This is a genomic window from Endobacter medicaginis (assembly GCF_014192375.1).
GTDB lineage: Bacteria > Pseudomonadota > Alphaproteobacteria > Acetobacterales > Acetobacteraceae > Endobacter > Endobacter medicaginis.
The window spans coordinates 232,841-255,220 of record NZ_JACHXV010000005.1; the positions used below are offsets into that span (position 1 = coordinate 232,841).

Genomic DNA, 22,380 nt, shown 5'->3' on the forward strand with positions numbered 1-22,380 from the left:
TGCCCGTCCGACTGTGCGTTCGCGTTCGCCAAGACCGTGATCTCCCGTCGTGCGCCGCCGCCCCGGCAGGGCAAGCAGCGCCCGTGCGGCGTGCGCAGAGCGCGTTACGCCTGACGCAAAGCCGGGTTTCCCGCCTCCGTCGCCGACGGGGCGAAGCGCGCCACCAGTGCATCGAGCAGCACGCGCGTCTTGAGCGGCAGGTGCCGTGCGCTCGGATGCAGTGCCACCACTGGCGCATCGCCGCCATGCCACCCGGGCAGCACGCGTTCGAGCCGCCGGCTGGCGAGATCGTCGGCTACGTCGATGGCGGATTTCAGCATGATGCCGAAACCCGACAGCGCCCAGTCATGCACCGCATCGCCGCTGTCCGCGTGCAGCCGCGCCGGCGCGTCGAGTTCGGCGGTGCGCCCGTCGGCACCGTGCAGGCGCCACGGCGCGGCCGCGCCGCCATAGCGCAGGAACGCGTGTCCGCGGAGCTGCTCTGGCGCATCCGGCCGGCCGGCCGTGTCGAGATAGGCGGGTGCGGCGACCAGGATGCGCTGGTTGTCGGCAAGCCGGCGCATCACCGCCGAACTGTCGGCCGGCCGGCCGATCCGCACCGCCACGTCGAACCCCTCGCCGACCAGATCCACCACCCGGTCGCTCAGCGCCAGCTGCACGCTCAGCCGCGGATGCAGCGCCGCGAGCCCTCCGAGCAGAGGGGCGACGAAACGGCGGCCGAACGAGACCGGCGCGCTGACCCGCAACAGGCCGGAAGGCTCGTCCCGCGCTCCGGCCAGCCGCAGTTCGGCCTGGTCCAGCCCGTCCAGCGCGGCCTCGATCGCATCGAGCAGGCGCGCACCGTCCTGGGTCGGCGACAGCGCCCGTGTGGTGCGGTGGATCAGCCGCATGCCCACCCGGCGCTCCAGCACGGCCAGCCGCCGGCTGACCACCGCCAGCGTCACCCCGAGCCTTCGGGCCGCCGCCGACAGGCTGCCCTCGGCCAAGATGGCGCGAAATGTCCTGAGCTCGTTGAGGTCGTCCAACACCGATTATCAAACCAGACGCAACAGATCATCTCATTTCACGCCAATTATATCATCCGTAGCAAGGAGCCATCCTCGCTGTATCCGAAGATCACAGCAGCAGGAGACCTCATGAGCGAGTCCACGACCACGGCCCTTTCCAACAGCCGTGTGCTCGTCATCGGTGCGACAGGTGGCATTGGCGCCGCCACTGCGCGCGCCTTCGCCACCGCTGGCGCGCATGTCGTGGCCGCGGGCCGCGATGCCGCGAAGCTCGCGGCGACGGGTGCTGCGCACACGGCGCGGCTCGACCTGCTCGACAACGACGCAATCGAGGCGCTCTTCGCCGCCGAGACGGCATTCGATCACGTCGTCATCGCGGCGGCGGCGACGGTCTCGGGACCGGTCGGCCGCCTGCCGCTCGAGGATGCCTACAGCTCGATGCAGAGCAAGTTCTGGGGCGCCTACCGCGTCGCGCGCGCGGCCAGGATCGCCGATGGCGGTTCGCTGACCTTCATCTCCGGTTTCCTGTCGCACCGTCCGAGTGCCGCCTCCGTGCTGCAGGGCGCGATCAACGCCGCCCTCGAGGCTCTCGGACGCGGCCTTGCCCTCGAACGCGCACCGCTCCGCGTCAACACGGTCTCGCCCGGACTGATCGACACGCCGCTCTGGGCCGGCATGGCAGACGAGGCGCGCTCGGCGATGTTCGACAGCACGGCCCGGCGTCTGCCCGCCCGGCGCATCGGCAAACCGGACGATGTCGCTCAGGCGGTGCTGTTCGTCGCCGCCAACCCGTTCGTCACCGGCACCACCGTGACCGTCGACGGCGGCGGCACGATCGCCTGATCGGCTGGCAGCCGCCGGCAGAGAAGCACACGACCGGCAACGGGCATCTGGGGGACAATTCGACCGTTCTCCAGCAGATGGGCCCGGTGCCCAACCAAGATCGGAGACCGAGACGATGCTGACACCGGATCGACGCGCCGTGTTGCTGGGCCTGGCAGGAACCGCGCTCGCCTCTGCAACGGCGCGCGCAGCGCCTGCACTCACGGAGGTCTTCGCCTCCGGCCTCGTCATCAACGGCGTCGCCACCAGCCGCGACGGACGTCTGTTCCTGCCGGTGCAGCCTGCCGCCCCGGGCGAGTCGGCTCAGGTGGTCGAGGTGCGCGCCGGCCAGCCCGTCGCCTGATCGGACGCGCACTGGAACGGCTGGCGGCCGGGCATGGACGGAGCGGACCGCTTCGTCGGCGTCAACGCGCTGCGCATCGGTCCGGACGGAGACCTGTGGGTGGTCGATCGTGGCGGACCGGGGATCGGCAAGCCGCTCGCACCGCACGGGCCCAAGCTGCTGCGCTTCGACATCGCCAGCGCTCGGCTGGCGCGCAGCTACGATCTCGGCGCGGTGACGCTGCCGTGGAGCTTCGTCGATGACGTGCGTTTCAACGGTCGTCGCGCCTATCTCACTGACGCCGGCGATCCGGGCCTGATCGTGCTCGATCTCGACAGCGGCCGCGGCAGGCGGGTGTTGCAGGGCCATCCCTCCACGGTCGCGCAGACGCCGCTGGTTGCCGAAGGTCGCCCGCTGCGCGATGCGAAGGGCGACCCTGTCGTCATTCATGCAGACCAGCTCGAGATTTCTCCCGACGGGCGATGGTTCTATTACCAACCCTCCAACGGCCGTCTGTCGCGCATCGAGACCCGGTTTCTCGATGATCCCGCCCTGTCGGATGCCGAACTCGGCCGCCATGTCGAACGCTTTGCCGACACGCCCTCGACCGGCGGCACCGCCATCGACGCCAACGGAACCATCTATCTGTCCGACACCGACCGCAGTCGCATCCTCACCATCTCGCCCACCGGCCGCATCGCGACCCTGATCGCCGATCCGCGGCTGGTCTGGGTGGACGCGATGTGGATCGACGATCATGGGAACCTGCTGATGCCCGCCTCACAACTCAACCGTACCGCCGGGCTGCATGACGGAACCTCCGTCGTGCGCCCGCCCATCGTGCTCTACAGCCTCGCACTCGGTGTGAAGGCGGTGCGGCGATGAACACCGCACTCGTCGCCGGTGCCACCGGCATCATCGGCAAGGCGCTGCTGGAGGAACTCGCGCGGACCGAGGGCTGGACGGCGCGCGCCCTGTCGCGCAGCGGCACGGGCGGTATCGCCGCCGATCTCTCCGACGCCGCCGCCACACGTGCGGCACTGAAGGATGCTGCCGACACCACACATGTCTTCTACGCGGCCTATGGCACGGGTGGCGGGTTCGACGGCGAGGAGCGCGTCAATTCGGCGATGTTGCGTCATCTGCTCGACGGTCTTGCCGCGGTCGGCGCGCCTGTGCAGCGTGTGGTGCTGTATCAGGGTGCCAAGGTCTATGGCGTGCATCTCGGGCCGGTCGCCTCGCCCTTCTACGAGGACGACAATCCCCGCCCGATCGGCCCGAATTTCTACTTCACCCAGGAAGACGAACTGCGCCGCCGCGCCGCTTCGGGCGGGCCCTCCTTCGCCATCCTGCGCCCCGACGTGATGGTCGGCGATGCCGGTGGCAATGCGATGAACATCGCCACCGTGATCGGCGCCTACGCAGCGCTGACCAGGGCCGATGGTGCTGCCTTCCGCTTTCCCGGCAGCGCCGACACCTATGACCGCGTGCTCGCGCAGTTCACCGACGCGCACGCGCTGGCCCGCGCCAGCCTGTGGGCGGCGACCGCCGGGGCCGCGGCGGGACAGGCATTCAACTACGTCCACCCGCCGTTCCGCTGGCGCCGTGTGTGGGAGCGGGTGGCGGGGCATTTCCAGCTCGATATCGGCACGCCGATCCCGTTCTCGCTCGCCGGCCACATGCCTCTGCTGGAGCCGGTCTGGGACCGCCTCGCCTCGGGCCTCGTGCAGCCCGACTACGGCCGGGCGGTGGGCTGGGGCTTCGGTGACTTCGTGTTCGGATCGGCCTTCGACGTGGTCTCCGACATGACCAAGATCCGCCTCGCCGGCTTCAGCCACGATGTCGATCCGGTCGCCGCGCTGATCGCGGCGATCGAACGGCAGATCGCCGGGCGCATCCTGCCGCCGATCCGACCGGCTTGACCCTCGAGCGGGGCTGAGGGTTACGCTGCCCGCATGAGCAGGCATATCGTCCATGTGGTCAGCAACGTCGCCCATTACGACGACCCGTCACATCCGACCGGGCTGTGGCTGTCGGAGCTGACCCATGCCTGGGACATCTTCGCCGCCCGGGGCTTCTCGCAGCGGCTGGTCAGTCCGCGCGGTGGCGTCTCGCCGCTCGAGCCCCGTGCGCTGAATTGGCCGCTGCTCGATGCGTCGGCCCGCGCCTGGCTCGGCGATCCCGCCCGTATGGCGTTGCTGCAGGCGACTGCTTCCCCGGAGGAGATCGATCCCGCCGGTGTCGATGCACTCTACTTCACCGGTGGACACGCGGTGATGTGGGACTTTCCCGACAGTCCTGGGCTGCAGGCTCTGACCCGCGCGGTGTGGGAGCGCGGCGGCGTGGTCTCGGCGGTCTGTCACGGCTATTGCGGCCTGCTGAACACGCGGCTGTCGGACGGCACGCTGCTGGTCGCGGGACGGCGGATCACCGGGTTCTCCTGGAGCGAGGAGGTGCTGGCCGGGGTGGCGAAACTGATGCCCTACAATGCCGAAGCGGAGATGAAGCGGCGCGGGGCGCTGTATCGCAAGGCGCTGGTGCCGTTCGTCAGCCACGTCGTCGCCGACGGACGTCTGGTGAGCGGTCAGAACCCATTCTCGGCGAAGGCGACCGCCGAACGCGTGCTCACGCTGCTTTAGGTCTCGTCCAGCCCGCCGAGGATGCTGCCCAGCACCCGGCGTGCATTCGCCGTGCAGTCGATGTCTTCGGGTCTGGTCTCGATCTGTCCGATCACGGTCAGCAGACCGGCGCGGCTCGCCGCGAGCTTCGCCTCGAGCGCCTCGATTTCAGCGACCTTGCGGCGCAGTGTGCCGAGCAGCGCGTCATGGTCCCAGCGGCCCAGCTCTCCCGGTAGCAGGGTGCGGATCTCGTCGAGGCTGAAACCGGCCTTCTGGGCGGCGTTGATCAGTTCGAGCGTCACAGCCGCCTCAGACGGATAGGTGCGGTAGCCGTTCGCCCGTCGCCCGACCTCGCCGAGCAGGCCGATGCTCTCGTAGAAACGGATCCGCGACGCCGTCAGCCCGGTGCGTCTGGCCAGCTCTCCGATCTTCATTGCCGTCGTGCTCATTGTCTTGAGAATTATTGCTTGAGATTAAACTTAACTCAAAGGTTAAACATGATGCAACGATTGTCTGGAGACCACCCGTGTCGCTGTTCTCGCCGCTCACCCTGCCCAACGGGGCGATCCTGCCCAACCGCATCGCCAAGGCGGCGATGGAGGAGAACATGGCCGATGCCGACCATGCGCCCTCCGCGTCGCTGATCCGGCTCTATGAGGCCTGGGGCAGGGGAGGGTCGGGCCTGATCATCACCGGCAACGTGATGGTCGATGCGCGCGCGATGACCGGACCCGCCGGCGTGGTGCTGGAGGAGCCGAGCCATCTCGACCGCTTCCGCGACTGGGCGCGGGCCGGCCGCGCCGGGGGCGCGCAACTGTGGATGCAGATCAACCATCCCGGCCGGCAGATGCCGGCCGCGCTGGGCCAGCCGACGCTCGCGCCCTCGGCGGTCGCACTCGATCTCGGGCGCCAGTCGCGCGTGTTCGCGCCGCCGCGCGAGATGACCGAGGCCGAGATCGACGATGTACGTCGTCGCTTCGTCACCGCCGCCGGCCTCGCCGCACAGGCCGGCTTCAGCGGCGTCGAGATCCACGCCGCCCATGGCTACCTGCTGAGCCAGTTCCTCTCCCCGCTCGCCAATCGCCGCACTGACCGCTGGGGCGGCAGCCTGGAAAACCGCGCCCGCCTGCTGCTCGACATCGTTCGCGACGTGCGCGCGGCGGTTCCGCCCGACTTTGCTGTCGCCGTGAAGCTCAATTCGGCCGATTTCCAGCGCGGCGGCTTCTCGCCCGACGACGCGAAGGCGGTGGTGGCGATGCTGTCGCCGCTGGGCGTGGACCTCGTCGAACTCTCGGGTGGCAGCTACGAGGCGCCGGCGATGATGGGCTCGGCGCGCGACGAACGCACCCTGGCCCGCGAGGCCTATTTCCTCGAGTTCGCCCGTGACATTGCCGCCGTCGCGACCATGCCTCTGATGGTCACAGGTGGCATCCGGCGGCGCGCGGTCGCCGAGAAGGTGATCGCCAGCGGCGTCGCGGTCGCCGGCCTCGCCACCGCGCTGGCGATTGCCCCCGACCTGCCCGAACGCTGGCGCCGCGGGACAGACGATGCCCCTGCGCTGCGTCCCGTTACCTGGAAGAACAAGCCGCTCGCGTCGACGGCGCTGATGTCGGCGGTGCGCTACCAGCTCGCCCGGGTCAGTCGAGGCCGCCGACCCCGGCCTGGCGTCCCGCCGCTGTTCGCGCTGATCGCAGCCCAGCTGACGGCGAAGCGCCAGACACGCGCGTATCGCGCGTGGATGGCGGCGCGCCATGCTTGACCTTCAACCCGGCTTCAACCCTAGCGTCGCGGACATGGCGCAGACGACGGCGATGAACGGGGAGACGGTGTCGGTCGTGTTCGGCGACGAAACCGTACAGGTGCCAAAGGGTGGCTTCTACGACCGCTTCCATGCCCGCCCCGATCTCGACGCGGTGGCCGATGAGCCGGGCGTCGGGCGGTTGGATTTCTTCCGCCGCATCCCCCGCCAGCGCGTCGCCTCCCGCGTCGGCCGAGTCTGGGCGCCGAACTTCTACTATCGTGTCCGCTCGGCACAGTTGCTGATGGCGGCGCCGATGTCGCGGCTGCGCGCGATGCTGCCGGCGGAACTGTCCCCGCTCGCCGCCCTGCCGGGACGGGGACTGGTCGCGCTGAGCTTCTTCTCCTATGCCGTGTGCGACAACGATCCCTATGACGAGGTGTCGATCGCCGTCGTCATCCGCCGTCCCGGCGCGCGCGGACGCGATGGTGCCGAGCTGCTGCGCCAGCTGCGGCGGCGCAACGTCTTCGCTCATGTGCTCGCCCTGCCGGTGACCACCGAGATCGCCCGGACGCGCGGCGTACAGGCCTATCAGCTGCCGAAATGGCTGACCCCGATCGCGCTCGGCCTCGACGGCGGCGTGCATGCCCGCATCGCCAACCGCGACGGCACGCCCGATCTGACCCTGACCGCGCCGGCACCGCACTGTCTGGACTGTCCCTCGCAGTCGCAGCTGAGCCGCAGCACCATGATCCATCGCGTCGACGGACGCTGGCACCGTACCGAGGTGCGGTCGAACCCGCTCTGCTCGGCGCAGCGTCTGCTGCCGCGCGATGTCACCCTGACCCGGCATGGCGGCCCGATGAGCGAACTGCTCGATGCCCTGGGCGCTTCCACCATGCTGCGGTTCGACGTCACCCGCGACGGGCAGTCGGTGCTCGACATGCCGGTGCCGCTCGAAGCCAACGCCAGCTTCTGAAAGACAAGGAGACGCAAGATGCCGTTCGTGACGACCGCCGATGGGACCGAGATCTTCTACAAGGACTGGGGCCCGAAGGACGCGCAGCCGATCCACTTCCATCACGGCTGGCCGTTGTCGGCCGATGACTGGGACGCGCAGATGCTGTTCTTCATCGGCCAGGGTTTCCGCGTCGTCGCCCATGACCGCCGCGGCCATGGCCGCTCCACCCAGGTGAGCGACGGTCACGACATGGACCATTACGCCGCCGACGCCTCCGCCGTGGTCGAACATCTCGACCTCCGCAACGTCGTGCATGTCGGCCACTCCACCGGCGGCGGCCAGGTCGCTCGCTACGTGGCGCAGTTCGGCCAGCCCCAGGGGCGGGTGGCCAAGGCGGTGCTGGTCAGCTCGGTGCCGCCGCTGATGGTGCAGACGCCGTCGCATCCCGATGGCGTGCCGATGTCGGTATTCGACGATTTCCGCGCCCAGCTCGCCGCCAACCGCGCCCAGTTCTATCTCGATGTGCCGAGCGGGCCGTTCTACGGCTTCAATCGGCTGCTGAAGAAATCCTCCGAGGGCACCATCCGCAACTGGTGGCGGCAGGGCATGATGGGTAGCGCCAAGGCGCAGTACGAGGGCATCAAGGCCTTCTCCGAGACCGACCAGACCGCGGACCTCAAGGCGATCACCGTCCCGGTGCTGGTGATGCAGGGCGATGACGACCAGGTCGTGCCTTACAAAGAGGCTGCGCTGAAGCAGCATGAACTGCTGGCCAATAGCCAGATCAAGATCTACGACGGCTACCCACACGGCATGCACACCACCCATGCCGACACCATCAACGCCGACATCCTCGCCTTCATCCGTGGCTGACGGCATCCATGTCGACCCGCAGGCTGGCGCCATGGCCAGCCTGCTCGACCGGCAGCGTGCCGCCTTCCTGCGCGACGGGCCGCCGGACCTGCGCGCCCGCCGTACCGCACTCGCGCGGCTGCGGGCGGCGGTGCTGTCGAACCGCGCAGCGCTGGTCGAGGCGATCAGCGCCGATTTCGGCCATCGCGCCGCGCCCGAGACCGACCTGCTGGAGATTGTCCCGACCCTGCAGGCGATCGATTACCTGCGCCATCGGCTCGCGCGCTTCATGCGCCCCGAGCGCCGGCATGTCGCGGCCACCTACCGGCTCGGCCAGGCCAGGGTCGTCCATCAGCCGAAAGGCGTGATCGGCATCATGGCACCGTGGAACTACCCGTTCTCGCTGACCATGATCCCGCTCGCGACCGCACTCGCCGCCGGCAACCGGGCGATGCTGAAACCGTCGGAGCACACGCCGCGCACCACGGCGGCGATCGAGGCGCTGTGTGGCACGACGTTCGCAGCCGAGGAGGTGGCGGTGGTGTCGGGCGATGCCCGGATCGGTGCAGCCTTCAGCGGACTCGCCTTCGATCACCTGCTGTTCACCGGCAGCACCTCCGTCGGCCGCCACGTGATGCGGGCGGCGAGCGAGAACCTGGTGCCGGTGACGCTGGAACTGGGCGGCAAGTCGCCGGTGGTCGTCGCACCCGGGGCGGTGGATGACAGGACGGTCGCGGCGATCGCCTATGGCAAGCTCGCCAATGGTGGCCAGACCTGCGTCGCCCCCGACTACGCGTTGGTGCACGAGGACGAGATCGACGCCTTCGCCGCCCGCTACGATGCGGCGGTGCGCAGGCTGTATCCGGCCGGGCCGGACTCCGATGACTACACCGCGATCATCAACGACGCGCATCTCGCCCGTCTCTCGGGTCTGGCCGACGAGGCGCGGCGCCGCGGCGCACGGGTGATCGAGATCGGTGCACCGCGGCAGGGCGCGTCGAACACCCGCAAGATGACGCCGCTGCTGGTGCTGGACGCGCCGGACGACGCCGGCGTGATGTGCGACGAGATCTTCGGCCCCATCCTGCCGATACGCGCCTATCGCCGGATCGACGACGCGATCGCCTACATCAACGCGCGTCCGCGCCCGCTGGCGCTGTATCATTTCGGCCCCGACGATGCCGATCGCGCGGCGGTGCTGCGGCGGACCACGTCCGGCGGCGTCGGCATCAACACCACCCTGCTGCATGTCGCCCAGGACGACCTGCCGTTCGGCGGTATCGGTCCGAGCGGCATGGGCGCCTATCACGGCATCGAGGGATTCCGCTCGATGAGCCACGCGAAGGGCATCTTCGCGCAGGGTCGACTCGACCTGCCGCGCCTGGTGCGGCCGCCTTATGGCCGGCTCGTCGACCTCACCCGGCGCATGCTGCTCGGCGGCTGACGGCCCGGCAGTTCAGCGACCGGGCGGCGGGAAGGCCTTCGAGACGATGAAGTCCACCACCGCCGCGCCATTCGGCGTGCCGGGTTCGATGATGTCGTGATGTGTCGCACCAGGCGGCGTGAGGACATCGACCGTGTCGCCGCTGGCCCGCGCCTGCGCGGCATAGGGCTGCATGATCGGTGCGAAGACGGCTTCGATCAGAAGCTGCCGAACGCCCAGCGGCAGATGGTCGGCGGCCGAGGCGAGCCGGTAGTCCCGAGGTTTCTGCGTCGGCGTGCCGCCCATCAGCGGCACGATCGCCGGACCGCCGCAGGCCTGGGCGTCTCGCCCGACGAAGGGCGCGAGGGTCGCCGGGCCGTCGATCGCCACCACGCTCACCGGATGCAGCGCGACCGCCGACCAGGGCGCCGGCAGGCGCGGCCGTGAGGCCTCCCACAGGGCGAGATGCGCGCCGGACGAATGGCCGATGATCGTCACCCGACGCAGATCGAGATGCTGCGCCGCGGCGATCGCGGCCAGGTGGTCGCTCGCCGCGGCGATATCGGCGAACGTGCCGGGCCAGCCGCCGCCGGGATCGCCGACGCGGCGGTATTCGATGTTGAGCGTGGCGATCCCCCTTCGGGTCAAGGCCGCGGCCAGCGCATCCGTGTCGCTGCGGCTGACCGCGGCGCGCCAGCAGCCGCCATGGATGAGGATCGCGACCGGAAACGGCGCCTTGCCCGTCGGCAGACGCAGATCGGCCTGCTGGGCAGGGGCGGGACCGTAGGAGATGGTCTCCATCGCCGGCGCGGCCCTGCAACTGGCGCCGCCGGCCGGCAGCGACACGAGCAATGCACAGCCCAACACGCGCGCAAGCATCCGCTCCTCCAGGAAAATGTCGCAGACAGCATGAACCCGAACCGGCCGGCGCATGACAAGCATGCTCGTTGTTGCGATTGACTATCAGACGCAACTGCCGTCATGACGCGTGACCAGCATGTGAGTCCGCTTCGATGTCCGATCCCAAACGTCTTTTGCCGCTTGCGACCCTCGCCTGCCTCGCTGGCACAATGCTGCCCGTCGCCCGCGCCCAGGAGGCGGGCGGCAGCAGCGACATCATCGTCACCGGTGCGCGCGTGGGGGCGGCCGCGCTGAACCAGAGCGGATCGGCCACCGGGATCGACCTGTCGCTGAAGGAGACCCCGCAATCGGTGAGCGTGATCGACCGGCAGCGCATCACCGATTTCCAGCTTACCAACGTCAACGACCTGCTCAGCACCGTCGCCGGCGTGACCGTCGAGCGTGAGGAGACCGACCGCACGGAATACACCTCGCGCGGCTTCGACATCACCAACTTCCAGGTCGACAGCATCGGCCTGCCGCTGTTCTACAGCATCCAGAACGGCGCGCTCGACACCGTGCTTTACGACCGCGTCGAGGTGGTGCGGGGTGCGAACGCGATCATGACCGGCATCGGCAATCCGTCTGCCACGGTCGATTACGTGCGCAAGCGCCCGACGGCGAAGACCCAAGGCGAGATCACCATCGAGGCCGGCTCGTTCGGCGAGTATCGCGGCGAGGGCGACGTCTCCGGGGCGCTGAACGCGTCGGGCACGCTGCGCGGCCGGCTGATCGGGGCGCGCGACGATTACGGCTCCTGGCTCGACCACAACCACACCGATCGGGAGGTCGGCGCCGCCCTGCTGGCCTGGGACATCACCCCGAACCTGACCGCCACCCTGGGCTATGCGCGCGCAGACAACCAGGCGCGCGGCGTGCTGTGGGGCGCGCTGCCGCTGGTCTATTCCGACGGCAGCCGCATCCCCTATGCCCGTTCCGCCTCCACCACCGCCCCCTGGACCTACTGGAACAATCTCGACCAGACCGCCTTTTCCGAGCTGGTCTGGCGCCTGCCGGGCGACTGGTCGGTGCGCGGTGTGTACACCTACCACCAGCTCGATTCCGATGCCCGCCTGCTCTACGCCTATGGCGCGCCGGACCCTTCCACCGGTCTCGGCGTGACGGGCACCGCGGGTGTGTACCCGTCGCGCTACCGGCAATACATGGCCGATGCCTATGCCTCCGGCAGCGTCATGGCGTTCGGCCGTCGCCACCAGCTCGCCTTCGGGGTCGCCAGCGGCTGGTCGAAGAACGTCCAGTACGAGGGCGTTGGCGAGAGCGTCATCGATTACGGCGACATCCGCCAGCTCGCGCATTTCGATCCCGCCGAGCCGGATTTCGCCGATCTGGTCAAGCAGGCCGACATCAACGATCGGCTGATCCGCCTCTATGGCGCGGCCCACCTCAATTTCACCGACCGGCTGCACGGCCTGGTCGGCGCCTCGGCGATGTGGCTGACCACCACCGGCTATTCCTACGGCGTCGACCAGGCGCGCGATGCCAGCAAGGTCAGCCCCTATGCCGGGCTGCTGTTCGACCTCACCCGCCACATCACCGCCTATGGCAGCTATCTGACCATCTTCAATCCGCAGACCGAGGTCGACGCCACCGACCGCCGCCTCGATCCGGCCAAGGGCAGCTCGATCGAGGCGGGGCTGAAGGGCGAATGGCTCGGCGGCCGCCTCTATGCCAGCGCGGACTGGTTCCATGCCCGCCAGAACGGGCTCGCCACCTATGCCGGCACCTTCGGTGCGGGCGACGATGCCGGTCCGGTCGGCACCAGCTACTATACCGGGCTCGACACCATCGCCGAGGGCGAGGAGGTGGAGGTTTCCGGCCGCGTCACCGATCACTGGATGCTCGCCGGCGGCTTCACCCACCTCTCGCTGCACGATCCCGACGGCCATGCCGCGCGCACCTTCATCCCGCGCAACAGCCTCAAGCTCTCGGCGACCTACCAGATCCCCACGTGGCGCGATCTCAGGCTCGGCGCGCAGTTCCGCTACCAGAGCGGCATCCGCACCACCTCCGGCATCCTCGACTCCGCGGGCAATGACATCCCGATCCGCCAGCCCGGTTACGTGGTGGTCGACCTGCTGGCCGCGATCCGTGTCGCGCCGCATCTGCATGCCAGCCTCAACGTGCGGAACATCGGCAACACGAAATATCTCGGCACGCTCGAATACGGGCAGGCCTTCTACGCCCAGCCGCGCAGCTTTCTCGGCGCGCTTCGTTACGACTACTGAGCAATCCTGCCCGGCCATTGAGATTGCGAGTCGTTCTTACTACTTTGCAGACTCGAGAGAGTGACGGGACAGGCTGGGCGGTGCGCGTTTTCCACATGACGAGATGGCGGTGAGCGATGATGCGGGTGTGGTCCTGCTCGACGCCCTGCCGCGTGGTGCGATCGCCGTGATCGAGTCGGTGGATTTCCGCACCGCGGACGATCCGGTGGCGCGCCGTCTGGTGGAGCTCGGCTTCGTGCCCGGCGAGACGGTGCAGATGATCGCGCACGGACCCTTCGGCGCAGATCCGCTGGCGGTCCGCCTCGGCGGCACCCGCTTCGCGCTGCGCCGGGCGGAAGCCGCGCGGGTGCGGGTGGAGCGAAGCTGATGGCCGATACGCTGCTCGCCGAACGTGTCGTCGATCCGGCCGTCGCACGGCCCGACGAGGCCCCACCCGCGCCGCCATCGGCGCTGCGCGCGGCCCTGGTCGGCAACCCGAACTGCGGCAAGACCGCGCTGTTCAACCTGCTCACCGGCAGCCGGCAGAAGGTCGCCAACTACGCGGGCGTGACCGTCGAGCGCAAGGAGGGCCGCGTCGTCTCGCCCGAGGGGCGCGTGATCCGCCTGCTCGATCTGCCGGGGGCCTACTCGCTCGACGCCACCAGCCCGGACGAGGCGGTCACGCGCGACGTGGTGCTCGGCCGGCACCGTTCCGAGCCGCGGCCGGAGCTGCTGGTCTGCGTGGTGGACGCGACCAATCTGCGTCTGCACCTGCGTTTCGCGCTCGAACTGCGCCAGCTCGGCCTGCCGATGCTGCTGGTGCTCAACATGATGGACGAGGCGGAGCGGCAGGGGCTGGTGATCGACATGCCTGGCCTGTCCGCGGCCCTGACCATGCCGGTGGTGGGCGCGGTCGGCGTGCGCCGAGGCGGTGCGGATGCGCTGCGCGACAGCTTCGATCGGCCCTTGCCACCCGCGCCGTTACCGCTGCCGGACGGCATCGACCTGCACGCCGAGGTGCGCCGCCTGCTCGCCGCCCATCTGCGCCGAACGGACGGCACCCGCCAGCATGTCGGCGACCGGCTTGACCGTGTCTTCCTGCATCCCGTGCTCGGTCCGGCGATCCTGCTCGCGGTGCTGTTCGTGATGTTCCAGACCGTGTTCTCCTGGGCGCAGCCGGCGATGGACGGGCTGCAGGCGGCGATGAACCAGCTCGGCGCGCTCGTCGGCCAGTTGCTGCCCGACGGCATCCTGCGCAGCCTGATCGTCGATGCGGTGATCGCGGGGGCCGGCACGGTGGTGGTCTACCTGCCGCAGATCCTGATCCTGTTCCTGTGGATCCTCGCCCTCGAGGAGAGCGGCTACCTGCCACGCGCAGCGTTCCTGCTCGACCGAATCATGGCGTCGTGCGGGCTGTCGGGACGGTCGTTCATCCCGCTGCTGTCGAGCTTCGCCTGCGCGATCCCCGGCATCATGGCCACGCGCACCATCACCAACCCGCGTGACCGTCTCGTCACCATCCTGATTGCGCCGTTGATGACCTGCTCGGCACGGCTGCCGGTGTACACGCTGCTGATCGCCGCCTTCATTCCCGCCCACCGCGTGCTCGGCATCTTCGGCCTGCAGGGACTGGTGCTGTTCGGCCTGTATGCCTTCGCCATCGTCAGCGGCATGGTGCTGGCCAAGCTGATGACCCGGGGGCGCGCGGCGGAGGAGCATCCGCTGCTGATGGAGCTGCCGAGCTACCGCCGTCCCGCCCTGCGCAATATCGGCTTCGGGCTGTGGCAGCGCGCGACGATGTTCCTCTCCCGCGTCGGCACCATCATCGTCACGCTCAACGTGCTGCTGTGGGCGCTGTCCACCTTTCCAGCGCCGCCTCCGGGTGCAGCGGGCCCGGCGATCGACTACAGCTTCGCCGGCCGGATCGGGCATGCGATGATGCTGGTGTTCGCCCCGATCGGCTTCAACTGGCAGATCTGCGTGTCGCTGATCCCCGGCCTCGCCGCGCGCGAGGTCGCGGTCAGCGCGCTCGCCACGGTCTATGCGGTCGGCGCCAGCGAGGACGACGCGGCGGCGAAGCTCGCCCCTCTGCTGTCGGCGCAATGGTCAATGGCGACCGCGCTGTCGCTGCTCGCCTGGTATGTGTTCGCGCCGCAATGCCTGTCGACACTGGCGGTGATCCGTCGCGAGACCGGATCGGTGCGCTGGGTGCTGGTGACGGCGGCCTATCTGTTCGGCCTTGCCTATCTCGCCTCGCTCGCCACCTATCAGATCGCGGTCGCACTCGGAGGGGGATGATGACCAACCTGGGTCTGGTGCTCGAATATGTCGTCGTCGGCCTGATCGTGCTGGCCTGCGCGCTTTACTGGGGCCGGCGCCTGCTGCCGCGGACGCGGCCGGTGGCCGCCGCGGGCGACGCCGCCCGTCCGTCGAGCTGCGGCGGCTGTCGCAACTGCGACGGCGGCGGGTGTCACTGAGCGGCGCTCAGGTTCCTGGTCGGCGGATCGGGCACAGGGTACCCGCCAGATAGAGCGGATGTTTCGGGCGCCCCCCCTTGGTCACCGCCAGCACGTGCAGCGGATACCCTGCCGCGTGCAGCATCGCCTCGACCTCAGGGCCGCGGGCGAGAAGCGATGGATGATTGGGCGAGCCGTAGGCCAGCACGATCAGCGCGGCCTCCGCGGCCATCTGCAGGATGTATTCGTCGTTCTGCGGCCCCACCGGATCGTCGACCTCCAGCAGGCGCGACTGATCCGTGGCCCGATAGGCGAAGGTGTTGGCGATCAGGATGCCGCCATGACCCCAGCCCCGGGCGAAGGTCTCGCATCTTGCCACTGTGCGGTCGTTGACCAGATCGGTGGCGATCGACGGGTTCATCAGCACCCAGAGCACCGGCGGCGCCTGCGCGTCCCAGATCCGCGAAAGCCGGTAGCGATAGCGATGGTCCTCGCCGCCGAAGACCGCGTGCGACCGGCTGTCGAGCGAGACCGCGAGGGGACGCGAGGTTCCGGCGCTATGCCGAGCGATGGTGCTGGTCGAACTCATGATGGCGGCCATCTATGCATGGTCCGCCGCATGAGAAAACGTCGCCGGCTCAGAAGCTGGTCGAGAGCGTCGCCAGCATGTTGAAGCGCGGCTCGACGATGAATGAGTTGCCCGCCCCATCCGAAGTGGTCTGGCCGGCGAGGATGGTGCCGTCGGCCAGCCGCGTCGCGCGGGCGTTGTAGATCACCCCGATCGGACCGGTGCGCACGATCGCGCCGGTCAGGTTGCCGAAATTGAGCCGCATGACGGGTGCGAAGCGCGAACCGGCCGGCATGTGGAACCGGTAGCCCAGCGCCAGCGTGTCGGTGACGAAACCGGGCATGCGCTGGTCGTTCATCAGCGTGACCGACTGCGGCCCCGAATAGTGCAGCGAGAAATTCCCGAAGAAACCGGCATGGTCATAGGTCAGGCCGAAATTTGCCAGCACCCTGGGTGCGGCGACCGCCTGCTTGCCCTTGGTCGGCAGCCACGAGCCACCCACGGCGACATCGGAATCCTGGGTCGCGTGCAGGTACTCCACCGAGGCATAGGGCGAGAAGCCCGCCACCGGCTGGGTCGAGACCATCGCATCGATGCCGCGCATCGTCTGGCTGCCGGCCTGGATGACGGAATACAGGTTCGAACCGATATAGCGCGACAGCAGCCGGTGGACGATGTTGTCGTTGAATGCCGAGACATCGACGATCAGCACGCGCCCGGAATGCCGATAGCCGAGCTGCTCGGAGATCGAATACTGGTTGGTGGGCAGCTTGTTGCCGAACACGGTGTTGCCGGTGTCGCCGGGTGAGGGCTGTCGGTAATCGCCCTCGGCGTTGACGTAGATCTGGTCGCGCGGCGTGAGCTGGTAGGAAATCGACAGATGCGGCAGCGGCGCGGTCACGTTCGCGCCCACATGGCCGGTGTTGACGTAATAGAACTGGTTCGACATCGCGTATTTGAAGCCGGGCGTGATCTTCAGACGGCCGCCGAGATAGCTCGCCGCATCCTCGACGAACAGTGCATTCAGCGTGTAGCCGACATCGACCATGCTCGAACGCACGCCCTTGTTGTAGTAGGCGTAAGTCAGATCGAGCGGGCTCGCCGCCGCGCCGTCGGGCTTGGTGACGCTGCCGGGAAAACTCACCAGGTTGGAGTTGTTGTCGTACCACCAGCCGAAGGTCAGCGTGTTGTGCGCATCGAGCCGGGTGTTGGCCTTCACCGTCACGCCGCCGTCGCGCTGGTGCTGGGCGTTGTAGTAGCCGGTCAGCCGGGTGCCGGCGGCAACGGGGCTGCCGTCGTAGTAGGTGTAGGCGCCCGCCGCCGCGCGGCCGCGCGACGACGACGACCAGCCATGCCCGAACATGAAATACGGATCGATGTCGAGCGAGACGGCCTCGTTGCCGACCAGGTGGATCGGTGCGGTGGAGATGAACTGGTTCCAGTGGTTGATGTAGTTCTGCCAGTAGTTGGTCGAGGCGGCATCCGCGGAGCGGCCATATCCCTGGCCGGTATGCTTGTAGGTGAAGAACTTCGCTTCCGTCGGGTAGGTGTTGATGACGAAGTCGGCTTCGTTCCAGCCGAAGAACAGCTTCGCCGAGGAGCCGGCGGCGGTGGTCTTGAGCAGCCCGACATCCACATGCTTGCGGTCGTTGATGCCCGCGGTCATCCACGAACGCGCATGGGTGTTGGAGAAGCTGACATAGGAGCGCACGCCGCTGTTGCCGATCAGGCCGCTCTCGAGGCGGATATACTCGCGCGAGGTGTTATTGGTGCCGTAGCTGCCATCGACGAAGCCGCCCGCCTTGGTCGACGGGTCGCGGGTCTGCTGGTCGAGCACGCCGGCGGCGGCCGACGTGGTGGGAACGGAAATCGCCGACGAACCGGGGGTCAGCGTGACGGCGCCGACATCCTCGGCGTCGATGTTCTGCGCGATGAACTTCGCACCCGAAGCCGGTGCGCCGTCGACCAGCAGGCCCATGTCGCCATCGGTCAGGCCTCGGCTCTGGATCGCGCCGCCCTGGATACCAGCGGGGTCGGGGGTCGAGACCGACACCGACGGCAAATTGCGGATCAGGTCGAGCGGGCTCGAAGTCGGGCTGCGGATGTCGATATAGGCGCGGGTGACGGTCTGCACCGCGTGCGGCGCGGTCTCGACGCGCATCATGCCCCCGCCGGCGTTTCGGCGCGCGCCGGTGACGACGATATTGTCGGCCGCGACGGCAGGTGCGGGCCTGCTGCGCACCGGTGCGGCGGTCGCCGTCGGAGCGGCCGCAGTAGTGGCGGCCGAGGCTGCCGCGGAAGCATGTCGGGCCGTATGGTGTTTCGTCTTCGTCGCGGCGATGGCCTGGTCGTCGAGCACGAGGAAGCTGAGGCCGGCGGCGGAGGCCAGCAGGGCGGTGCGGTACATCTGGCAGGGTCCTCGAAGGTCAGTCGCCGCGTGCGGCGTCGCGTGGAAGGATGAGGTGCAGGGTGATCAGCACGAGCGCGCACAGCACGAGCCCGTTATCGAGAAAGATGCGTGCCTGTGGCGCAAGATTCGCGAACAGGCGTGGGCAGGCCGTCGGCAGTGCCGCCGCGATCAGCCCGGCGGCGGTCAGCGTGGCGTTGCGGCGCGAGGAGAGGTCGTGGTGGGCGATCTCGCGCAGACCGGCGACCATGATGGTGCCGAACATCACCAGTGCGGCGCCACCGAGCACGCAGGCCGGGATCGTCGCAACCCAGGCGCCGAGCCGCGGGCAGAAGCCCAGCACCACCAGGACCGCGCCCGCTCCGGCGACGATGAAGCGCGAACGCACCGAACTCATCGCCACCAGCGCGGTGTTCTGCGTGAAGGCATTGTAGGGAAAGCCGCCGAACATCACGCCGAGCGCGGTCGCCAGACCGTCGGCGCGAAAGGCGCGCGCCAGCAGCGTCTCGGTGAGCGGCACGTCCATCAGCCGGGCCACGGCGACGCAGTTGCCCATCGTCTCCGACAGCAGGACCGACATCGCGAAACTCATGATCAGTATGGGCACGAGATGGAATTGCGGCCGGCCGAACGGCAGCAGCGGAGGCAGGTCAAACAGAGGTGCCTGCACGACGTGGCGGATGTCCTGCTGGCCGGTAAGGATGGCGAGCACGCAGCCGATGATCATCCCGGCCAGGATCGCGACCGAGGCGAAGCTGCGCCGCGCGCCGACATAGAGCAGCATGGTGATCACCGCGGTGGCGAGGCCCAGCGCGATCGCACCCGGTGCTGCGAAATGTGCCGCGTCGAGCTGCGCGCCGCCGCCGAGCCAGTTGCCGGCGATCGGCACCAGCATCAGCCCGATGGCGACGATCACGCAGCCATTGGCGACCTCCGGCAGCAGCCGCATCATCCGGCCCAGCAGCGGTGCCAGCAGCCACGCAACCAGCCCCGCGCCGAGGGCGGCACCGAACATCGTCGGAATATCGGTCACTTTCGCGATCTGCAGCAGGGGCATCGCGCAGCCGAACGAGGTTCCCTGCACCAGGGGCAGCCGCGCGCCGACATTGCCCAGGCCCAGCGACTGGATCAGCGTCGCGATCCCCGATGTCAGCAGGCTGACATCGACAAGCTGGACGATCTGTTCGGGCGTCAGCCCGAGACCACGCCCGATCAGCAGCGGCACCGTGACCACGCCCGCATACATCACCAGCGCATGCTGGATCGCCTGCGGGATCAGGATCGCGGCACGTGGCGGCACATCGGTGCGAGGTGCGGTGTCGGCGATGAGGGAGGCGCTGGCCATCTGTGCCCGATCAGCCGCGGAAATTCGCGTTCTGGCGTTCGCGCAGGTAGTCGGCCGCACTGATCGGCGGATACTTGCCCTCGGGTCCGGCAATGATCGCGCTCTTGTTGGCCTGGCAGAAAAACGGCACCGACAGGCGCTTGCCCATGTATTCGCCCGGACGGGGCATGCGCACGCGATGCAGCGTCGAGAGCAGTCGATCGTCGCTCCAGCGCATCAGCATGTCACCGATGTTGCAGGTGACGTAACCCTTTTCGGGAGGCACGTCGGTCCAGTTGCCGCTGTCGAGCTCCTTGCCGGGGCAGAGCTGCAGGCCGCCCTGGCCGGGGCGCTGGTGCAACAGGGTCAGACAGTCGAAATCGGTATGCGCGCCGGCGCGCCACGAGTTGAAGTCCTCCGGCTTGGCATCCTCCATGCCGAGATAGTGGATGAGCCGCACGGTCGACTGGTAGTCGGAGGCGTCGGGATCGTGTCGCTTGGTGAAGAAATCCTCCTCGAAGCCGAGCTCGGTCGCGAAGCAGGACAGCACCCGCATGCCCAGCGTCCAGTTGTGGCGCTCGAACTCGGCCATCGTCGCCTGGAAGCCCGGCAGCGTCTCTTCGGACGGCCACAGGCCGCTCATGTTCGGGCGGGTGACCTGGTAGCTTTCCTTGTGGTCGGGCGTACCGGTGGACGGCCGCACCTGAGCGCGGAACTCCCAGCCCGCATTGGTGCCGGGGCGCAGCGGATAGAGCGATTTCTGCTCGGTAGGCAGTTCGAAGAACTTCCAGGCTTGATCGAAGGTTTCGTCGATCAAGGTCTCGGGAATGCCGTGATTGTAGACCTGGAAGAAGCCGATCCTGGTCGCGGCCTCCCACAGGGCTTGCGTGATCTCGGCGCGGCGGCGGTCGAAATCCGCGAGGTCGATGCGCGGAATCTGGCGCTCGACCGTCTGGCCAATGCCCCCGATGGTGGATTCACGGCGGAGTTCCTCGAGCGCGTAGCCGTCGGCATTGCCGGCGGGCATGTCGGAGTTGATTGTCATGTCAAGCACATCCTCTTGGCTGCCTGTCGGTCAGCCGGACGTGCGCGGTGCGATGGGTCTGCAGCAGACCACAAGCGACAGCACGGCACCCGAACGACAGACCGACATCGTTGGGAGCAATGCCCGGGTGCGTCATGCACCTGACCGCTTCTACTCGCTGCCTGTTTATTACCCAGAGCATCGAAAAACCGTCAACAAAAAAAGTTACGGGTGCAGAATTGCACAACTTCCGAGCAGGACTGCGCGCTTCAGAGGCGCTTCGGGCATGCCTGATGCCCGGCGGTGCATGGGGCCGATCTAGAGGCATGGATGGCGCTCCGTGAGGCAGGCGGCCGCCTCGATCGATCGGCCCACCGAGAACAGGGCGGCCTCCTCGTGCCAGCGGCCGACGAGCTGCAGGCCCACCGGCAGGCCATCAGGGCTGAAGCCGCACGGAACCACCAGGGCGGGATGCCCGGTCAGGTTGAACGGATAGAGGTTCCGCGCCCAGGCGGCGAAAAGGCGGCTGTTGATCGCGCCGCCCGCATCGATCCGCTGCGCGGGTGCCGACAGCGCCGGCATGGCAAGGATGCCGACGTCATCGAAGATCTTCTGGATCCGGCGAAAGAGGGAGGTGCGATCGTTCGAGGCACATTTGAAATCGACGGCCGAGTAGCCCAGACCCTGCCGCACGATGTCGAGGAAGGCGGGCGTGACGTCATGCCGGACGGCCTCGGGCAGTCCGGCCCACCGCGCGGCGTGGCCCGTGCAGGAGATGACCGAGTAGATGTCGAAGACCTTGTCGAGAAAGTCTCCGTCCAGTCGGACGATGTCGGTGTTGCGTCCGGCCAGGGCGAAGGTCGCCTCGCGGGTGAGCCTGACGAGATCGGGGTCGAACGCGTCGAGATGGGTGCCCTCAAGCCAGCCGATGCGTCGGACGGGTGCATTCGTGTGGCGGCGGGCCATGGGCGATGCGCCCAGGCTCTGCGCATCGTCGCGATCGCTCCCGGTCATCACGCCATAGAGCAGTTCGAGGTCGTCGATCCGTCGTGCCATCGGCCCGATGGAGGCGAAATTGGCGAAGGTGTCCGGCACGCCGCTGTTGGGAATGCGGCCCAGCGTGGGCTTGATGGCGACGGTGTTCGTGCACGAGGCGGGGCAGCGGAGCGAGCCGCCGCCGTCGGATCCGACAGCCAGCACGCCGACACCGACGGCCAGCGCCGCCGCCGCGCCGCCGCTGGATCCGCCGGGCGAGTGCATCGGCGACCATGGGTTCGTGGTCACGCCGAAGGCCGCGGAATCGGTGAGCACCTTGGAGAAGAATTCCGGTGTGGTCGTCTTGGCGATCAGGATTGCGCCGGCGTTGCGCAGTCGTGCCCAGACGATGTCGTCGCTCGAGGCGATGACATCCCGGCAGGCTTTCGAGCCGGAGGTATTCGGCAGGCCGCTGATCGCGATGCCGTCCTTGACCGTGATCGGAAGTCCGTGCAGCGGCCCCACAGGGGCGCCTGCGGCAGATGCCCCGTCGGCGTCTTCCGCCGACCGGCGGGCCGCGTCAAAGGCCCTGTGGGCCAGCGCGTTGATCTGCGGCTCGACGCGTTCGGCCTGACGAAGGGTTGCCTCCATCAGCTCCGTCGCCCGCAGGGCTCCGCTGGCGATCGAGCCCGCCAGCGCCCGCGCGGAGGCGAAACAAAGCTCAGAGCTCATGGCAG

21 protein-coding genes are annotated in these 22,380 nt (G+C 68.4%); 13 read left to right on the forward strand and 8 right to left on the reverse strand.

What is annotated here, in order from left to right; all coding sequences use genetic code 11:
• Window positions 1-104: 104 nt before the first annotated feature.
• On the reverse strand, window positions 105-1,025 hold the full coding sequence (locus FHR90_RS08595; RefSeq protein ID WP_221188237.1) for a LysR family transcriptional regulator: 921 nt from the start codon (window positions 1,023-1,025) through the stop codon (window positions 105-107).
• 111 nt (window positions 1,026-1,136) lie between these two features.
• On the opposite strand from FHR90_RS08595, the gene FHR90_RS08600 reads away from it, so the two are divergent.
• The 5 genes from FHR90_RS08600 (at window position 1,137) to FHR90_RS08615 (ending at window position 4,811) form a co-directional block, all read left to right on the forward strand.
• On the forward strand, window positions 1,137-1,850 hold the full coding sequence (locus tag FHR90_RS08600; RefSeq protein WP_183275052.1) for an SDR family oxidoreductase: 714 nt from the start codon (window positions 1,137-1,139) through the stop codon (window positions 1,848-1,850).
• Window positions 1,851-1,965: 115 nt separating this feature from the next.
• Entirely contained in the window at window positions 1,966-2,193 is a 228-nt protein-coding gene (locus FHR90_RS17235) for a hypothetical protein (RefSeq protein ID WP_218062011.1), read from the forward strand.
• A gap of 33 nt (window positions 2,194-2,226) precedes the next feature.
• On the forward strand, window positions 2,227-3,057 hold the full coding sequence (locus FHR90_RS08605; protein ID WP_218062010.1) for an L-dopachrome tautomerase-related protein: 831 nt from the start codon (window positions 2,227-2,229) through the stop codon (window positions 3,055-3,057).
• A complete protein-coding gene (locus tag FHR90_RS08610) occupies window positions 3,054-4,094 on the forward strand; it encodes an NAD-dependent epimerase/dehydratase family protein (RefSeq protein WP_176623550.1) in 1,041 nt (346 codons plus the stop codon). Before FHR90_RS08605 ends, FHR90_RS08610 begins: the two co-directional genes overlap by 4 nt.
• 33 nt (window positions 4,095-4,127) lie before the next feature.
• Window positions 4,128-4,811 carry a type 1 glutamine amidotransferase domain-containing protein gene (locus tag FHR90_RS08615; protein WP_176623548.1) on the forward strand — a complete coding sequence of 228 codons (684 nt, stop codon included), beginning with the start codon at window positions 4,128-4,130 and terminating at the stop codon, window positions 4,809-4,811.
• Here the strand turns inward: FHR90_RS08615 and FHR90_RS08620 are convergent.
• On the reverse strand, window positions 4,808-5,239 hold the full coding sequence (locus FHR90_RS08620) for a MerR family transcriptional regulator (protein WP_246330128.1): 432 nt from the start codon (window positions 5,237-5,239) through the stop codon (window positions 4,808-4,810). The genes FHR90_RS08615 and FHR90_RS08620 overlap by 4 nt on opposite strands.
• 77 nt (window positions 5,240-5,316) lie before the next feature.
• Between FHR90_RS08620 and FHR90_RS08625 the strand changes: the two genes are divergently transcribed.
• The 4 genes from FHR90_RS08625 to FHR90_RS08640 are packed head-to-tail and all read left to right on the forward strand — an operon-like array spanning window position 5,317 to window position 9,785.
• Entirely contained in the window at window positions 5,317-6,549 is a 1,233-nt protein-coding gene (locus FHR90_RS08625) for an NADH:flavin oxidoreductase/NADH oxidase family protein (RefSeq protein WP_176623546.1), read from the forward strand.
• The gene (locus FHR90_RS08630; protein WP_246330129.1) at window positions 6,542-7,507 is read left to right on the forward strand and encodes an acetoacetate decarboxylase; all 966 of its coding nucleotides are present in this window, start codon (window positions 6,542-6,544) and stop codon (window positions 7,505-7,507) included. Before FHR90_RS08625 ends, FHR90_RS08630 begins: the two co-directional genes overlap by 8 nt.
• Window positions 7,508-7,525: 18 nt before the next feature.
• The gene (locus tag FHR90_RS08635; RefSeq protein ID WP_176623544.1) at window positions 7,526-8,362 is read left to right on the forward strand and encodes an alpha/beta fold hydrolase; all 837 of its coding nucleotides are present in this window, start codon (window positions 7,526-7,528) and stop codon (window positions 8,360-8,362) included.
• Window positions 8,316-9,785, forward strand: a complete 1,470-nt coding sequence (locus tag FHR90_RS08640; protein WP_408871431.1) for a coniferyl aldehyde dehydrogenase — start codon at window positions 8,316-8,318, stop codon at window positions 9,783-9,785. The genes FHR90_RS08635 and FHR90_RS08640 overlap by 47 nt, the downstream gene beginning before the upstream one ends.
• A 12-nt stretch (window positions 9,786-9,797) precedes the next feature.
• Here FHR90_RS08640 and FHR90_RS08645 read toward each other — a convergent pair whose 3' ends face one another.
• Entirely contained in the window at window positions 9,798-10,643 is an 846-nt protein-coding gene (locus FHR90_RS08645) for an alpha/beta hydrolase family protein (protein ID WP_183275053.1), read from the reverse strand.
• 134 nt (window positions 10,644-10,777) lie between these two features.
• Between FHR90_RS08645 and FHR90_RS08650 the strand changes: the two genes are divergently transcribed.
• From FHR90_RS08650 to FHR90_RS08665, 4 genes are all read left to right on the forward strand, one after another.
• Window positions 10,778-12,910, forward strand: a complete 2,133-nt coding sequence (locus FHR90_RS08650) for a TonB-dependent siderophore receptor (RefSeq protein ID WP_176625530.1) — start codon at window positions 10,778-10,780, stop codon at window positions 12,908-12,910.
• A 109-nt stretch (window positions 12,911-13,019) separates the two neighbouring features.
• The gene (locus tag FHR90_RS08655) at window positions 13,020-13,277 is read left to right on the forward strand and encodes a FeoA domain-containing protein (protein WP_266152827.1); all 258 of its coding nucleotides are present in this window, start codon (window positions 13,020-13,022) and stop codon (window positions 13,275-13,277) included.
• Window positions 13,277-15,187, forward strand: a complete 1,911-nt coding sequence (feoB, locus tag FHR90_RS08660; RefSeq protein ID WP_183275055.1) for a ferrous iron transporter B — start codon at window positions 13,277-13,279, stop codon at window positions 15,185-15,187. Before FHR90_RS08655 ends, feoB begins: the two co-directional genes overlap by 1 nt.
• Window positions 15,187-15,366, forward strand: coding sequence for a DUF6587 family protein (locus tag FHR90_RS08665; RefSeq protein ID WP_183275056.1), 180 nt, complete (start codon window positions 15,187-15,189; stop codon window positions 15,364-15,366). The genes feoB and FHR90_RS08665 overlap by 1 nt, the downstream gene beginning before the upstream one ends.
• A 7-nt stretch (window positions 15,367-15,373) precedes the next feature.
• Here the strand turns inward: FHR90_RS08665 and FHR90_RS08670 are convergent, their stop codons facing one another.
• The 5 genes from FHR90_RS08670 to FHR90_RS08690 form a co-directional block, all read right to left on the reverse strand.
• A complete protein-coding gene (locus tag FHR90_RS08670) occupies window positions 15,374-15,946 on the reverse strand; it encodes a DUF1643 domain-containing protein (protein WP_246330130.1) in 573 nt (190 codons plus the stop codon).
• 37 nt (window positions 15,947-15,983) lie between these two features.
• Window positions 15,984-18,320 carry a TonB-dependent receptor gene (locus tag FHR90_RS08675; RefSeq protein WP_176622200.1) on the reverse strand — a complete coding sequence of 779 codons (2,337 nt, stop codon included), beginning with the start codon at window positions 18,318-18,320 and terminating at the stop codon, window positions 15,984-15,986.
• A gap of 19 nt (window positions 18,321-18,339) precedes the next feature.
• On the reverse strand, window positions 18,340-19,665 hold the full coding sequence (locus FHR90_RS08680; protein WP_176622198.1) for a uracil-xanthine permease family protein: 1,326 nt from the start codon (window positions 19,663-19,665) through the stop codon (window positions 18,340-18,342).
• Window positions 19,666-19,675: 10 nt separating this feature from the next.
• Entirely contained in the window at window positions 19,676-20,689 is a 1,014-nt protein-coding gene (locus tag FHR90_RS08685) for an isopenicillin N synthase family dioxygenase (RefSeq protein WP_246330131.1), read from the reverse strand.
• 297 nt (window positions 20,690-20,986) lie between these two features.
• Complete coding sequence (locus tag FHR90_RS08690; protein WP_176622196.1) at window positions 20,987-22,375, reverse strand: amidase; 1,389 nt, start codon at window positions 22,373-22,375, stop codon at window positions 20,987-20,989.
• Window positions 22,376-22,380: the final 5 nt, after the last annotated feature.